The following is a 14,366-nucleotide window of genomic DNA, read 5'->3' as shown; positions in this document are numbered from 1 at the left end:
GCCGGCCTCGCGTTACTCAGGGGCGGCCCTCCGCCGGCACTTCCTCGGCCGCGGGCACGGGTCCGGGAGGCGTACCGTCGCCGAAGGGGCGGCCGCCCAGTTCCTCCCTGTGGTGTGGTGTCAGCCAGGCCGCGAGGTCGGGTCCGAGCGGGGTTATCCCGTTCGGGTTCACCCCCGTGAGCACCTGGTGGTAGTGCCGTTTGATGTGGTCGAAGTCGACGGTGTCGCCGAAACCCGGTGTCTGGTACAGGTCGCGCGCATAGCCCCAGAGCACCGGGTTCTCGACGAGCTTGTACAGGTTGCACTTGAAATGACCGTGGTAGACGGCGTCGAACCGGACCAAGGTGGTGAACAGCCGGATGTCGGCCTCGGTGATGGTGTCACCCATCAGGTACCGGCGGTCGGTCAGCCTCTCGGTGATGACGGCCAGTCGGCCGAAGACGGCTCCGCAGGCCTCTTCGTACTCGTGCTGCGTGGTGGCGAACCCGGCCCGGTAGACCCCGTTGTTGACGTCCTGATAGATGTCATCCATCACTTCGTCCATCTCGTCCCGCAGCGCCTCCGGGTAGAGGTCGGGGGCGCCTTCCCGATGCAGGGCACCCCATTCGGTGGCGAGGTCCAGGGTCAGGTGATGGAAATCGTTGGTCACCAGCTTCCCCGTGGGAACGTCGACGATCGCGGGCACGCTCACGCCGCCCGGGTAGCCCGTTTCGCGCGCGTCGTACGCCTCAGAGAGATAGCGGATGCCGAGCACCGGGTCGCGTCCCGACTCGTCGAGGGTGAAGCGCCAGCTGCGGTCGTCCTGGATCGGGTCGGTGATGCCGACGGAGATCGCGCCCTCCAGCCCGAGCAGCCGCCGAGAGATCAGGGCGCGGCTTGCCCAGGGGCAGGCGCGGCTCACGACGAGGCGGTAGCGACCCGCCTCGACGGGCCAGCCGTTCCTGCCGTCCGCCGTGACACGGTCATCGAAGTGCCTGGGGGAGCGCTTGAAGCGTCGCCGACCGAACTCCGCGTTGGCGTTCGCCGTCGTGTCGTCGTCGCCTTCCGCGTATCTTCCCGTCGTGGTGGCCCGCGTCATGGTGCTTCCTCCAATGGAGTCTTCTTGTCGTCGATGCTCAATTGCGTGGGCGGGCGAACTGCTCTGCGGTGATTCCGGACCTGGTTCGTCCCTGGGGCGAGTCTGGCTGCGAGGTCGTGATCGTCGCGTTAAACGTGCTTGCGCAAGCACATTATCACGACGTGGGTCGTGCGGGGAGGGAATGGTGGGCGGACCCGGCAGTCGGCGTCGTGTGCCGGCGGCGCGTGGTGCCGTACGTAGAGCCCGCGACAGGCGGCCGTCACCGACTGAGACCTGCGACGGTCCGGCCGCCGTGCAACGGCCAGTGCCGCTTACGCTGCGCAGTGGTCAAACGGATGTGGCGACTGGCGGGGATCTTCGGGTCACACCTGCTCGGGGCGGTGCATGACTTCCCCGCGGAACTGCTCGTCGAGTGATGTGTCAGTGCCCACGACTACGGTCTCGACGTGACTTATCTTGAGGCCGTGGCGCGTGTGCGCGTCAGCAGCGGACGTCCTGTCGAGCGTTTGGTGTGCCACCCGCGCCTTCCCCTGGTTGCCGGCCTGGACCGGGGGCGTCCTGCGGTTCACGTGTGGAGCCGCGAGGCCGGTCGATTGCGCGAACTGGCATCTGTCGGCGCAGGATCGGATGCCTATGACGATGCCTTCGCCTGGCATCCCGACGAGCCGCGACTGGTGGTGTCAGGCGGCGACCGCGGCGTGGTGCAATGGAGTCCCGCCGGTGTTTCCGCGGTCGACGGTGTTCCCCCTGCCGCCGCCTACCGCAGTGTGGCATTCAGCCCGGACGGTCTGACGCTGTGGGCCTCGCCGTCGTCAGGCGGCGAAGACGACGCGTGGGATAGCTCGGACGTCATCGACCTGGCTACGGGGACCGTCAGTTCGGGCCCGCGATGGGACACCGGCGTGGCCCAGCACCCCGGCGGCGGACTGGTTGTCACGCTGAACAGCGATCAGGGCGCGACACACGGCCTGTTCGCGCGAGTCGATCCCGGGGCCGCGAGCGGTGGTGCGATGCGGCTGCTCCGCCGGGCCCTGGTCTTGGACGTCGATGGTTACGGGACACCCCTGTTCAGCGCCGACGGACGTCACTTCGCGATCAGAGGCAATGCCTACGAGAACACGCTCGAGGTGTTCGAGTTCCCGTCGCTTCGCCAGGTCCTCGCGACAACCCTTGGTGAGCCCAACCCCGGTTACCCCTATCCGCAGGAGTGGCTCGACCAGATGCGCGCATGGTCGCGGCACAACCTCGCGTTCGCAGCCCGGCCCGGCGTGCTCTGGGTCGGAACGCCCACGGGAGTTCTGGTCGAGGTCGACATCGAAGCCCAGGACGCGGTCGAGCACGACGTACTGGCCGGATCTCCCGTGTCCGCGCTGGCCGCCACGTCGACAGGTGAACTCGTCCTCGCGAGCGGCGGCGAACTCGTACTCGTGGCAGTGCGGTCCGACCCTGGGGAGACCCACTCCATCGGCGACAGCGACGCGTCCATGGCCGCCGCGTCAGCGGTCTCGGAGTTCCTCGACACCACGTCGGAGGTTCCCGACGACGGTGACCTGGGAGAGCACCTCGTCCTCACGGACGGAGAGCGCACCTGGAACTCGGGCGATCTGGCAACGGTGTACTCCGCAACGGCGGAAGAGCCCTCCTGGCTCCGGCTCCGAGCGGCAATCAACACGGCGCGCGACGCGCGGACATGAGCGACCCGGCGCACGGGACCCGGCGCGCCGGGCCCTGTGCCCTGAGGATGCGCCCAGGTACTCGGCCTGCCGCGCCGCCCCCCGGGCCGCGAGCCCGGGCTTCGTTGGTTGCCGGCACCTTGAAAGACTCCTGGCCATGACCACGATTGACCACGATGTGCACCAGGCTTGGGGCCGTATCGCTACCTGGTTCGAGGGTCGTCTCCGGACGGCCCCCGTGAGAGCGGCCGCAGACGAGAACCGGCTCCGCGCGGCCGAGGCAGCCATAGGGGTGAGCTTTCCCGCCGACCTGGTCGCGTGGTGGACGCTGCACCGGGTCAGTGCCGACTACTGGATCCCGCAGTCGTTTGCTCCGGTGGACCTGGAAAAAGCTCTGGAGACGAGAGAGATCTGGTTGCTCGTTGCGGAACAGGAAGGGAGTTCGGTGGACGAGAACGGCGAACCAGAACCACGTTTTCTGCCCTCGTTCCTGCCGATCGCGATGGACCCTGGCGGTGACGGTCTCATCGTCGACCTGCGCCCCGGTGATTCGTACGGCGCAGTCTTCTTGTGGGACCATGAGACCTGGGTCCTCGGAGTGGAACTGTGGGGCTCGGTCACGGCCATGCTCCAAGACGTCGAAGCCGCCGTCCGGTCAGGGACGCCGGCCCTCCTCCGGCACGCTTCCCTCGGCGGCGCAGCACAGCCGTGCGTCGCCGTCGTGGACGACGCTGGCGATCTGGCCTGGGAAGTGGCAGAACGCCGATAGGGCCGTGGGCGTACGGCCATGCCGGCAACCAGGGGGCGTGCCGACTGGCGCGGAGGAGGCTTTCGCCGTGGCTGCCCGTGAAGCGATGGGCAGTGGTGTGCGCCTAATATGCGATCACCAACGGCCGTTCTCTTCGCGGTGAGGACCCGGCTGTCAGCCATGAGCATGTGGGGGATCGCCATGAGGCGTTGGATCACTGCCTGTGTCGCCGTTCTGGCGGTCGCGAGCGCTGGCGCGTGTACCGAAAGCGCTGCGCACACCGAAGGGAAGGCGGCAACGTCGGCGCCTGCTCACGCTATGGGTCCGAGGGCTTGCCGGAACGGTACGTACCAGTGGTTCAACGTCGAGCGGCCGATCCGGCTCTCCGCTCTCTCCGAGGTGCAGACCCTCGGCAAGGGCGGCGGCAAGTTTACGAAGGCACCCAAGCACCGGGTGTCGTGGCCTGAGACGGCCGTATCGGCGCACGGCCCGGCGGTGCCGCGGCGGGACGTGCTGTTCTCCCTGGCCAAATTGGTAGGAGAGGCCCAGGAAAGCGACACCGGCGCTGACATGGCCTTCACCGATGTCGGCAGGGAACCGGACGACCCCAATCAGAGCCGGGCGGTCTCGACGGCCGGGGCCGGGCGCTATGTGATGTACGACGAGGCTCACATCGTAGAGGCGGACTTCCAGTACACGTGCCCACGCTCCCCGGCGGTGACCATCGGGCATGCGAAGAGCTGGACGATGGAGGGTGCGGGCATCCTTGAGTGCGGCACGCCGATCGATTCCGGCGGGCAAGCCCACCTGGCCGTCGCCCGAGAGGCTGCCCGCATTTCATGCGGCCCGGAGTCGCTTGCCGCCCGGGGCCAAGGCGGTTCAGGGCGGTAACTGACCTCAACTCTCGGTCGCGGTAGCGGGGTCGTCGGGCACGGGCACCACCTACCGCTGGCGCCCTGTGGAACCCCGGGTCCAGCTCCTGCGGGATCGCCCCGCTGTTCGCGGCTGGGGACGGTGCGCGCTTGGGCGCGGTGATCAGACGGGGGCAGCGGCGGTGTCGGCCGGGGTCGGGTTCCCTTCGGCTTGAGCGGTTGCCCTGAACTGGCCGGGCGGCTGCGCGCGTGCGCGGCGGAAGGCCCGGCTGAAGGCGTAGCCGGAGGAGTAGCCGATCGCAGCGGCGATCGTGTCGAGGCTGTCGTGGGTGTCACGTAGGCGGCGGGCGGCGAGGTCCATACGCCAGCGGGTGAGATAGGCGCCTGGTGACTCGCCGGTCGCAGCGGTGAAGCGGCGGTCGAGAGTGGCGCGAGAGACTCCGGCTTCCCGTGCGAGGGTGGCGGTGGTCCATGGCTTGGCGGGCTCTTCATGGAGCCTGGTGACGGCGGCTGCCACCACCGGGTCGCCCAGAGCTCCGAGCCAGGAGGGTGCGGGCGTTCCACCGGAGGCGAGCCAGGCGCGCAGTACGTGGACGAGGAGTACGTCCACCAGCCGGTCGAGGACCAGGCCGGTGGCAGCGCGCGGTGCGGCGAGTTCACGGCCGAGCAGTCGTACGGTGTCGTGGGCCAGTCCGTCCGGGTCGTCGCCGGCGCGCAGGTGGACTACTTCGGGGAGCAGGGCGAGCACCTGCGTCGAGACGGTCCGATCGTGGTCGTATTCGGCGCAGAGGATGCGGGCGCGTACCGGTCCGGTGCCGATCGACACGGTTTTGGAGCCGGTGAGGTGCCAGTCGTCGAATGTGCGGGGCCCCGTGCGGGCCACGGCTGCCGGGTCGCTGCCGAGTGCGTGCGCGGCTCCGCCGGGCAGGAGGACGACGTCGCCCGGCAGCAGTTGGAGGGGTGGGCCGTCGGGCAGGCCCACCCAGATCGTTCCCGCGGTGACGGCGTGAAGCGACGCGCGCGGCGTCGCGGAGCTCCACCACCAGCCCCAGTCCTCGCCGGCCTCGATCCGTGCACCGACCGCACCTCGGACATCGGAGAGGGCCAGTACTTCGGCGAGCAGATCCATGGATGCAGACTACCTCAGTGAAGGTCTGTGATGAGTCAAGCAGATATGAATCTGCGGTGATGAGCCATCGTTCTGCTCAGTAGCTGCGTCATACGGTGAGCGCATGAAGATTTCGGGAAGCACTGCACTGATCACAGGGGCCTCTCGTGGGCTCGGACGTCATTTCGCCGAGCAGCTCCTCGCGCGTGGTGCCAAGGTCTACGCGACCGCGCGCGACCTCGAGCGCGTGGACATCGCGGGCGCCGAGCCTCTGTACCTCGACCTCCTCGACCCCGCCTCCGTCACCGCTGCGGCCGCAGCGGCACCGGACGTCGACCTGCTGATCAACAACGCGGCCGTCAGCCTTTACCAGGACCTTGTCACCGGTGACTTGGACAAGATCCGTCGCGAGGTGGACACGTCCTTCTACGGCACCCTCTCGGTCGTGCGTGCCTTCGCCCCGGTGCTCGCCGCGAACGGCGGAGGCGCGATCCTGAACGTGCTCTCGCGTCTGTCGTGGCTCTCCTATCCGGGGGCCAACTCCTACGCGGTCGCCAAGGCGGCGGCCTGGAGCCTGACCAACGGCGTCCGCCTGGAGCTGGCGGGGCAGGGCACCCACGTCGCCGGCCTGCTGATGAGCTCGACCGACACGGACATGATGAGCGGGTGGGACATCCCGAAGAACGACCCCGCGGATGTCGTGCGCCAAGCCCTGGACGGACTCGAAGCCGGCGCGCTGGAGATCCTCGCCGACGAGGACACCCGCTCGGCGAAGGCGGCGCTCAGCGCCGACCCGGGCGAGACCTACGGCGAGTTTCTCACGCAGTCCTCAACGCACGGCCGCCCGGAGGGCGCTCGGCAGTGAGGTGCGGGGCCAATCCGCGCCAGGCCACCCGGCCTTCCTGTCCTGAGCGGTGGAGCAATTTTGCTCGCGCTGGTCGTACATCCATTTGATCCTCTCGGGAGTCGTATGCGCTGACGGCCTCGTTATGCCGTCAACCCGTAGGAGCATTTGGGGTATAAGCTTTGAAAAACGGCATAAAAATTACATCTCGCTTGGCCACGGTGACCATCACCGCGGGAGCGGTGCTGTCTGCTGGAGCGCTCACCGCTCCGGTCCAGGCGGCCACGCTGGCGGTGCCCACGATCACCGCCAAGGGCGGGTTCGTGATGAACAACGGGACCGGCAAGACCCTCTTCTCGAAGGCTGCCGACACCCGTCGTTCCACCGGCTCCACCACCAAGATCATGACCGCTCGGGTCGTGCTCTCCCAGTCGAATCTGAACCTTGACGCCAAGGTGACGATCCAGAAGGCCTACAGCGACTACATCGTCTCCAAGGGCGCCTCCTCGGCGCGCCTGATCGTCGGCGACAAGGTGACTGTCCGTCAGCTGCTGTACGGGTTGATGCTCCCGTCCGGCTGCGACGCGGCCTACGCCCTCGCCGACAAGTTCGGCACCGGCTCCACGCGGGCCGCACGGGTCAAGTCGTTCATCGGCAAGATGAACTCGACGGCCAAGAGCCTGGGTCTGAAGAACACCCACTTCGACTCGTTCGACGGCATCGGGAACGGGGCGAACTACTCGACGCCCCGCGACCTGACCAAGCTCGCCAGCAGCGCCATGAAGTACCCCACCTTCCGCGCCGTCGTGAAGACGACGGCGACCAAGCAGAAGGTGACCACGAAGAGCGGTGGCTCCCGCACCATGTCGTGGACCAACACCAACACGCTGCTGAAGAGCTACTCCGGAACCATCGGAGTCAAGACCGGTTCCGGCTCGGTTGCCAAGTACTGCCTGGTCTTCGCCGCGACCCGGAACGGCAAGACGGTCATCGGGACCGTTCTCGCCTCCTCCTCGGCCACCAGCCGTGCGACGGACGCGACGAAGATGATGAACTACGCGTTCAAGAAGTAGGCGCGCCCCGCTACAACGAAGGGCCTGCCCGTGACCGAGAGGTCGCGGGCAGGCCCTTCGCCCTTCGCCGTCGGACCTCTCATCTCGGCACGACGCGCTGGGCCGGACAGCGAATCTTCGCCCGGTTCCGGCAGACACCCGCGCGCCTCGACGCGTGCTTGACCGAGAGCGCGGTCGGCGGCGAGCAGCCCCTGTCCCTGACCGCCCGAGCAGCCCGTGCCTATCTCGACGTCTGCTTCTTCCATCCCTTCGACGATGGCAATGCCCGATGCGCGTTCCTCGCCCTCGTCTTCGTACTCGCCCGCGAGGGTGTCGCCTTGAACGGTGTCGGCTTGCTGCGTCGCATCGCCTTCCGGGCCGACGACCCCCAGGACGCGCTGACCCTCGTCCGGTACATCGACGCCCACCTCGCGGAGACCCGGCGCAGCGTCGCCCTCGGCTCGCAGCCCTACCGGTAGGACGGCATCTCGGCGTCCGATGCCCGTAGGCCGTCACCGCCACGGGTGCCAAGCTGTTCAAGAGCCCACCCGTGAGAGGCGCGCTCCGTTGCCCGACGGGGCCGCCACCTGGATGCTCGATACGTGGGAGGCCCCGGCTCGTTGACCGAGTACGTCGACCGTCTGCCCGGCCTTGCCGACGCGCTGCTCGCCGACCGCCGGCACTTCTTCCGGGCGGACTGGGTCGGCGAGCCCGGCCGCATGACGACCGCACCAGCCACCAGGAGTGAGTCCGCCCCATGAGCACCGCCGCCCCCGTCCGGGAACTCCACCTGTACCGCCGCTATTTCGAGCTGGTCGCCGCCGGCCGCAAGTCGATCGAGGTACGCGTGCGCCACCCGCGTCTCGCCGACCTGGCCGCCGGGGACGTGATCCGGTTCCGCATCAAGGGCACCGACGAGACGTGCGACGTGTCCGTGGAGCGGGTCACCGCCTACGGCGACTTCGAAGCCCTGCTCGATGGCGAGGGCCCGGCGAACGTCGACCCGACGGCTACGCGCGAGGAGCAACTGGTCAACATCCGCAGCATCTACCCGGAGGAAAAGGAGGCGCTCGGCGCCCTCGCGATCGAGATGCAGTTGCTGACCGTCGCTGGGGATGGTGACACCAGGCGAGAGCGGCGCAACGCACTCATCGACCAGATCGTGGCCCGCCGCCCCGTCCCGGCGGCTGTCGAGCGGGCCATGCGCACCGTCGCTCGTGATCAGCACCTCCCGGGCCTGGACCCGTCGAGGGCCTATGCCGACGAGGCCGTGAGCATCAAGGACAACCCCGCCGGGCCGCTGCCGCTCTCCCTCGCGTCCGTGCCGTCCATCGTCGCGATGATGCTCGACCAACTCGACCCCCGACACGGTGACTCCGTTCTGGAGGTCGGCGCGGGCACCGGATACAACGCCGCGCTCCTGGCCGAGATCGTCGGCCCGGACGGCCAGGTCGTCACGGTGGACATCGAGCCGGACGTGGCCCTGCACGCCCGGACCGCTCTGGACAAGACCGGCTACACGCAAGTCGAGGTGATCGAGCGCGACGGCCTGGAGGGCGCCCCCGAGCACGCTCCGTATGACCGGATGATCGCCACTGTCGGGATCTGGGACATCCCCCGTGCCTGGTGGGCACAGCTCCGGGACGGCGGCCGGCTGGTGCTGCCGTTCCGGTGGCGGGGCCAGACCCGGTCCGTCTCGCTCGTCCGCGACGGCGACCGCCTGGTCTCGGACGGGATGGAGTTGTGCGGCTTCGTCCCCATCATCGGTCAGGACGGCGAGCGTTGCGCCGAACTCGCCGACGGCACCATCCGCGTCCACTACGACCGGGACCAGGGCGTCGACCGCGACCTGCTCAGCGGTGTGTTCTCCGGGCCGCCGGCGGAGGTGTGGGCGGAGGCCCGCGTCGGCGGGCAGGAGCCGTTCGACGGGATCTGGCTGCGCGCCACCGTATTCGACGACACGGTGTGCCGGCTGGAGGTCACCGAGGAGGCCCTCGACACCGGCGTCCGACGGCCGGCGATCCCGGTCCGCAGCCCCGCCCTCGTGGTCGGCGAGTCGCTGGCGTACCTGATCCTCCGGTGCGAGGACTCCGACCCGGAGCGGCCGTATCGGCTGGGAGCCGCGGGATACGGTCCGGACGCTCCAGACCTCGCTTGCAGGCTGGTGGAACATATCGACGCCTGGGGTACCGACCGAGACGCCGTGCCGACCATGACCGTCGTCCCGGCCGGCGCCGCGCTCGACGGCCTTCCCGCAGGGCACGGCATTGCGAAGAAGGAGACCGCCGTCGTGCTGTCCTACTGACCGCCTGCCGGCCGATCGCCTATGAGGCCGGGCCTCGTCTGCCTCTCGGGCGGCAGGGCCCGGCCCTTTCTCGCACGACTCGTGGCGTCCAGTCGATGGGTGCAGTCTGAAACGCCGCCGTGAGTCACCGCCGGGCGAAGCGGAGCAGATCGCGGTAGCCCGCCCGGCTGACTGACCCAGGCCCGTCTGGCATCCAGGGGCCGCAGGCGGGGACGTCCCCAATCCGCTCGGCAGCGGGGTGGATCGCTTGATGCCGGGGGCATAGTTTGAAGTGTCCACGACCCGGGAGGAACCGATGAGGCGTACGGAAGCGGCCAAACAATTGGGGCGGTTTGTGCGCGAGCACCGTACCGATGGTGCACGGCGCCTGCGGCAGGCGGGCATCTGGATCGCGGTCGGTGCGGTGGGCACGGCCATCGGGCTTCCGGTGGCCATCGCATCGGTGGGCACCACCGAAGGGGCCCCTGGATTGGCGGGGTTACTCCTTGGGGTCGGCCTGGTGGGCTGGGGCCTGGGGATCTGGCGCCTGGTGCAGGCGTTTCGCACCCGGGAGCAGTGCATTGACATCCATGAGCGGGGATTGACCCACCGGGTCGCGGGCACCGCCACCGTGATCCCCTGGGAGGAAGTCGCGCAGGTGATCATGTCCGGCGGTGACAGTCGGCCGCTCGCTGATGCCCGGGGTATGGGCTCCACCTGCGAGATCCGGCTGCACAACGGACGCCGGATCCGCGTCGACACCTTCACTGAGGACATCGGGGACCTGGCGGCGGTCGTCCACCGTGCGGTTCACCTCGGGCAGTTCCCCCAGGGCCGAGGACGCTGACTGGCACCGTGCCGCAGGCGCGCCGCGCCGGCCGTGACCACTGTCAGCCCGCGTGGCTCGTCCAGGTCGTTTCTCCATGGTTGTTGTGCTCGAGCCAGGGCACGATGTGGTCGACGTAACTGTCCACGTTGTACAGGGTTTTTCCAGGCAGGACGAGACGCGTCGTGGACGCACGCGACGCGTCTCTGCCGTCCAGTCCATCTGCCAGGGTGGGTGCGGGAGGCCGTCCGTCACCGGCCCGGCTTTACCGTGGCTGCTTCACGCCGCAGGCGGCTGTACTCGGACAGGAGGCCGGCCGACTCCTCGGGGTCTTCGGATTTCGCGGCGCGGGCTACGAGGCGGTGTAGGTGTGCTGTAGGGCCAGGGTCGCCGGCGATGGCGTACTCGGTCCACCACAGGCGCATGAACGCATGAACGCGGGTATGGGGGTGGGGTTGAATGCGTCCCCGATCGCTCGGCGCCAGTGGGCCTCGAAGTCCGGCAGGATGCGCGGGGCGTGTTCATGAATGGCCAGGTGCCGGGCTTGCGGGGTTTGCTCGGGCATCGGAGGGACCTGGGGCTTTCTCCCTCGGGTCCATCGAAATGCCCACGCTGGGCAGTCATGGTGTGGGGGCTCCTGGACTTCCTGCCTCGGGTCTCAAGCAACGTCCTGTCGGACGCCGGCGGTGGGCAGCAGGTGCAGCCGTAGCCGCTCCCGCGCAGGTCACCCCCCATACACGCCGCACTGTCTCGGACATGAAGTACGACCGCCGGCTGGGCGGGTTCTAGTTCTGCATCTGAGGAAGCGCCTTCCGCCAGCGGACGAAAGGTTTGAGTACGCCACGGAAGAAGAGGTAGTCGGGCGTATCTTCAATCGAGTCCCATCCTTGGTAAAGGCTCACGTTGGAGATGTGTGGCGCTTCGGCCTGCAGCCTGTCCAGGTGATCGAGAACGGAAGACCCTGCACCCGGGTCGCCGACGAACTGCCAGAAGACGTTCTCGCCGGACGCCCGATCGAGTTCATCGGCCAAGTAGGGACCCGGCGAATGAAATCCCCATATGAAGAACAACACGAGGGTCGGTCCCTCGTCCGCGTGGAGGCTTTGCACGATCCCCCTGATCGCCTCAGCTGCGTCCTCGGGGCCGAAGAGTTCGTAGCGGGCCGTGTGCTGGGTGAGCAGGTTGCCCCGTAGGGCAGCGTCTTGAGAGAGCAGAGGCTCATGGGGGAGGACCGCCCAGTCCGCGATCCACTCCGCGACTTGGGACAAGCGGAGTTCGGGGAGACGGTGAGTATGTGACGTGTACATCCAGGCATCGACACCCGCCCCTGGAGTCAGGAAGTCGCCCAGCGTGGCCACTCTGCGGGCGATGTCAGCGATGAGGCCGGTCTCGAACGGATGAGGGTGTGCCCCAGGTAGGGCTAGCACGAGGCGAGTTGAATGCCGCCTGGTTCCGCTGATCCGGGCGGCTACGGACGCAGAGTAAATCCCTTTGCGGGTCACTCGGACAGCCTACGACCGTACTGCCCGAGGTGGATCGGCTGGCAGCGCACGGTTGCCGCCATCACTCCTGCGGCCTGTCCCAGTTGCCGGCGCGTGTCTGTCGCTGCGCCGTGGTCGATGGTGAGGCACCGACTGGCGGGGAGCGTCACTCGGCATGGTGTCCGTGGCGGGCGTTATGGTGCGTGGCCGTGGACGCTGCTGATCTTGAGTACCAGGCCCGGACGCGGTCCGGCTGCATCCCGCCGGAGCTCGTCTCGCGGCTGCTCGAACGCGGCCACGCCACCGTGGTGGAGCAACAGGCTGGACGCGGCGAGTGGTTCTGCGCCCTGGCATGGGCGCGGTTGCTGGGGGAGCGGGGCCGGCAGGCCGAGGCGCTGGAGGCGCTCGCCCCGTACCGGGCAACCGGCTGGTGGACGGCCGTCGTGGCCGTGGCCGAGTTGCTGGAGGGCTGGGGCCGCGTCGAGGAGGCGATCGAGATCACCCGGGTCCGTATGAAGGCCGGGCATCCGATGGCGCTGGAGTTCTACACCCGGCTGCTCGCCCGGCACGGTCGCGCCGAGGAAGCGTTCACCCTGCTGCGTCCGTACGTTGGTGAGTGCTCCCTCACCGTCGCTCTGGTCGATGTCGCTGCCGCGGCCGGCCGTGAGGAGGAAGCCGTCGCGCTGCTCGTGCCGCGGACCGAGCACCGGTGTTCCGGCTTTCCGTGGTGCTGCGGAGGGCTCGATCGCGACATGGCGATCAGGCTGATCGCCACGATCCGCGAGCGTCAGGGCCGCACCGACGAAGCGATCGCCTTGCTGTGCACCGGTGGCACCACGCCTCGCAGCCACCGTGAGCAGCTGGCGGCGCTGCTTGCGCGGGAGGGCCGGCTCGGCGAGCTGCGGGCGGCTGCGGAGGACGATGAATCCGGGCACGCCGTACAGCAGCTCGCGTGGTTGCTCGAGGAGCGCGGCGATGTGGAGGGGGCGATCACGGCATACCGGCAGGCCGATGGAACCGCGGCGCATGGCGCCAACTCGGCTTTCGAGCTTGCCCGGCTCCTGGCCCGGAACGGTCGGGGAAAGGAAGCCATCGACGTGATGCGTGTCCAGGCCGACGGCCGGAACGGGGACGACTGGGTCGTCCATGTTCTGTCCGAGCTGTGCCTGGAGCAGGGTCGCCCCGAGGACGGCCTGGCGCATCTCGAAGCGCTTGCCGCTGCTTGCGGGGGCGAGGTGGAGTGGGACCTGTACTGGATACGGCTGCCACTGATCGCCGCCCGTGACGGCGTGGACGAAGCGATCGCACAGGCCCGCTCCCACCCCGAGGGCGCCACCTCGTACGCGGCGCCGCACATCGCTGAGCTGCTGGCCGGCGCGGGACGCACTGAGGAGGCTGTCGCCGTTCTCGAACAGCACGCCCACGAGAACAGCCATGACCTGGCCGGCTACCTCATCGACCTCGGCCGCGTCGAGGACGCCCTGGCCGTCCTTCAACGGCGCCCCCCGGCGACAGGGGCTTGAGCAGGAAGCCGGACGGCGGCCGGTGTGCAGTTCCTGTCGGAGCACACGGTTCGGGTGCCCGGCCGATGATGTGGCCCGCGACGTCGGCCGGCGTGCTGGGGTGCCGGTGCATACGCCGTGGAGGGGGCTGCCGGTCCGGCCCCTGTGGCCACGCCGGAGCCGGGGCGGGGCGGTCCGGACAGGCCGTGGACTCGTGTTCATGGGTTGTGCCGTGCGTCCGCGGCGACGGTGGGGAGGCGAACGGCCATGCGTGGCAGGAAGTAGCCGACGAGGGGCCCCATGCACAGCGCGACGAGTACGGTTCCGACCCCGAAGGTTCCGCCCAGGAGCCAGCCGGCGGTGGCGACGGTGATCTCGATGCCGGTGCGTACCGCCGCGATGGGCAGGCCGGTGAGCCGGACGAGTCCGGTCATGATGCCGTCGCGAGGGCCCGATCCGAACTGTGCTCCGAGGTAGAGCGCGTCGAAGAAGGCCAGTGCCACGAGGCCGAGTACGAGGTATCCGATCGCGGCAGGGGTCCCGTGGGGGTGGGGAAGCACGGTGGCGGTGGCATCGGCGGCGAGGCCCACGATGGCGACGTTGAGGAGGGTGCCGAGGCCGGGCAGTTCCCGCAGGGGGATCCATGCGAGGAGCACAAGCAGCGAGATCAGGTTGGTCGTCCATCCGAAGGAGAGGCCGAGCGTCCTGGAGACGCCGTCCGTGAGCACGTTCCAGCTGGCCGCCCCCAGACCGGACTCGACGAGCGTCATCACGGCGACTCCGTACCCCACCAAGCCGGCCAGAAGCTGGGGGATGCGACGCGCCTTTCGGCCCGCCCGAAGTTGGGCGAATGCATTCATGTTGGTCAGAAGATGCTGGTCGTGATCATCTGGGACGG

14 protein-coding genes and 1 pseudogene are annotated in these 14,366 nt (G+C 68.7%); 11 read left to right on the top strand and 4 right to left on the bottom strand.

The genetic code is table 11. The annotated features are described in order from the left end of the window. Positions 1 to 16 precede the first annotated feature (16 nt). Positions 17 to 1,078 (bottom strand): glutathione S-transferase family protein, encoded by a 1,062-nt coding sequence (locus tag CHF15_RS22495; RefSeq protein ID WP_089225663.1) that lies wholly within the window; start codon positions 1,076 to 1,078, stop codon positions 17 to 19. A 446-nt stretch (positions 1,079 to 1,524) separates the two neighbouring features. Here CHF15_RS22495 and CHF15_RS22490 point away from each other — a divergent pair, with 446 nt between their 5' ends. From CHF15_RS22490 to CHF15_RS22480, 3 genes are all read left to right on the top strand, one after another. Further along, positions 1,525 to 2,772, top strand: a complete 1,248-nt coding sequence (locus CHF15_RS22490) for a WD40 repeat domain-containing protein (RefSeq protein WP_245938973.1) — start codon at positions 1,525 to 1,527, stop codon at positions 2,770 to 2,772. A 136-nt stretch (positions 2,773 to 2,908) separates the two neighbouring features. Further along, on the top strand, positions 2,909 to 3,520 hold the full coding sequence (locus CHF15_RS22485; protein WP_089225661.1) for an SMI1/KNR4 family protein: 612 nt from the start codon (positions 2,909 to 2,911) through the stop codon (positions 3,518 to 3,520). Between the two features lie 378 nt (positions 3,521 to 3,898). Beyond that, positions 3,899 to 4,390, top strand: coding sequence for a hypothetical protein (locus CHF15_RS22480; RefSeq protein ID WP_143681613.1), 492 nt, complete (start codon positions 3,899 to 3,901; stop codon positions 4,388 to 4,390). A 144-nt stretch (positions 4,391 to 4,534) separates the two neighbouring features. Here the strand turns inward: CHF15_RS22480 and CHF15_RS22475 are convergent, their stop codons facing one another. Then, positions 4,535 to 5,500: an AraC family transcriptional regulator gene (locus CHF15_RS22475; RefSeq protein ID WP_089225659.1), complete on the bottom strand. Its 966-nt coding sequence runs from the start codon at positions 5,498 to 5,500 to the stop codon at positions 4,535 to 4,537. A 103-nt stretch (positions 5,501 to 5,603) separates the two neighbouring features. On the opposite strand from CHF15_RS22475, the gene CHF15_RS22470 reads away from it, so the two are divergent. The 7 genes and pseudogenes from CHF15_RS22470 to CHF15_RS22450 all read left to right on the top strand — a co-directional run bounded on the left by CHF15_RS22470 (position 5,604) and on the right by CHF15_RS22450 (position 10,506). Next, complete coding sequence (locus CHF15_RS22470; protein ID WP_089225658.1) at positions 5,604 to 6,344, top strand: SDR family oxidoreductase; 741 nt, start codon at positions 5,604 to 5,606, stop codon at positions 6,342 to 6,344. A 200-nt stretch (positions 6,345 to 6,544) separates the two neighbouring features. Further along, positions 6,545 to 7,396, top strand: a complete 852-nt coding sequence (locus CHF15_RS22465) for a D-alanyl-D-alanine carboxypeptidase family protein (protein ID WP_089225775.1) — start codon at positions 6,545 to 6,547, stop codon at positions 7,394 to 7,396. Positions 7,397 to 7,509: 113 nt separating this feature from the next. Next, positions 7,510 to 7,854, top strand: a complete 345-nt coding sequence (locus tag CHF15_RS45000) for a Fic family protein (RefSeq protein WP_322975700.1) — start codon at positions 7,510 to 7,512, stop codon at positions 7,852 to 7,854. A gap of 141 nt (positions 7,855 to 7,995) precedes the next feature. Continuing rightward, the gene (locus tag CHF15_RS44995; RefSeq protein ID WP_179279910.1) at positions 7,996 to 8,136 is read left to right on the top strand and encodes a hypothetical protein; all 141 of its coding nucleotides are present in this window, start codon (positions 7,996 to 7,998) and stop codon (positions 8,134 to 8,136) included. After that, positions 8,133 to 8,471: pseudogene (locus tag CHF15_RS45800) on the top strand (ASCH domain-containing protein); the annotation flags it as partial. The gene CHF15_RS44995 and the pseudogene CHF15_RS45800, both read left to right, overlap by 4 nt. Beyond that, positions 8,466 to 9,680 carry a methyltransferase, FxLD system gene (gene fxlM, locus CHF15_RS22455; RefSeq protein WP_245938991.1) on the top strand — a complete coding sequence of 405 codons (1,215 nt, stop codon included), beginning with the start codon at positions 8,466 to 8,468 and terminating at the stop codon, positions 9,678 to 9,680. The pseudogene CHF15_RS45800 and the gene fxlM, both read left to right, overlap by 6 nt. A 295-nt stretch (positions 9,681 to 9,975) precedes the next feature. Beyond that, positions 9,976 to 10,506 (top strand): hypothetical protein, encoded by a 531-nt coding sequence (locus CHF15_RS22450; protein WP_089225656.1) that lies wholly within the window; start codon positions 9,976 to 9,978, stop codon positions 10,504 to 10,506. 764 nt (positions 10,507 to 11,270) lie between these two features. Here the strand turns inward: CHF15_RS22450 and CHF15_RS22440 are convergent. Next, a complete protein-coding gene (locus tag CHF15_RS22440; protein ID WP_245938990.1) occupies positions 11,271 to 11,912 on the bottom strand; it encodes a VWA domain-containing protein in 642 nt (213 codons plus the stop codon). Between the two features lie 263 nt (positions 11,913 to 12,175). On the opposite strand from CHF15_RS22440, the gene CHF15_RS22435 reads away from it, so the two are divergent. After that, a complete protein-coding gene (locus CHF15_RS22435) occupies positions 12,176 to 13,489 on the top strand; it encodes a tetratricopeptide repeat protein (protein ID WP_089225654.1) in 1,314 nt (437 codons plus the stop codon). A gap of 197 nt (positions 13,490 to 13,686) precedes the next feature. Here the strand turns inward: CHF15_RS22435 and yczE are convergent, their stop codons facing one another. Beyond that, positions 13,687 to 14,328 (bottom strand): membrane protein YczE, encoded by a 642-nt coding sequence (gene yczE, locus CHF15_RS22430; protein ID WP_089225653.1) that lies wholly within the window; start codon positions 14,326 to 14,328, stop codon positions 13,687 to 13,689. Between the last annotated feature and the right edge of the window lie 38 nt (positions 14,329 to 14,366).

The organism is Actinacidiphila glaucinigra, from assembly GCF_900188405.1.
Classification (GTDB): Bacteria; Actinomycetota; Actinomycetes; order Streptomycetales; family Streptomycetaceae; genus Actinacidiphila; species Actinacidiphila glaucinigra.
This window is presented reverse-complemented; position numbering and strand designations above follow the sequence as displayed.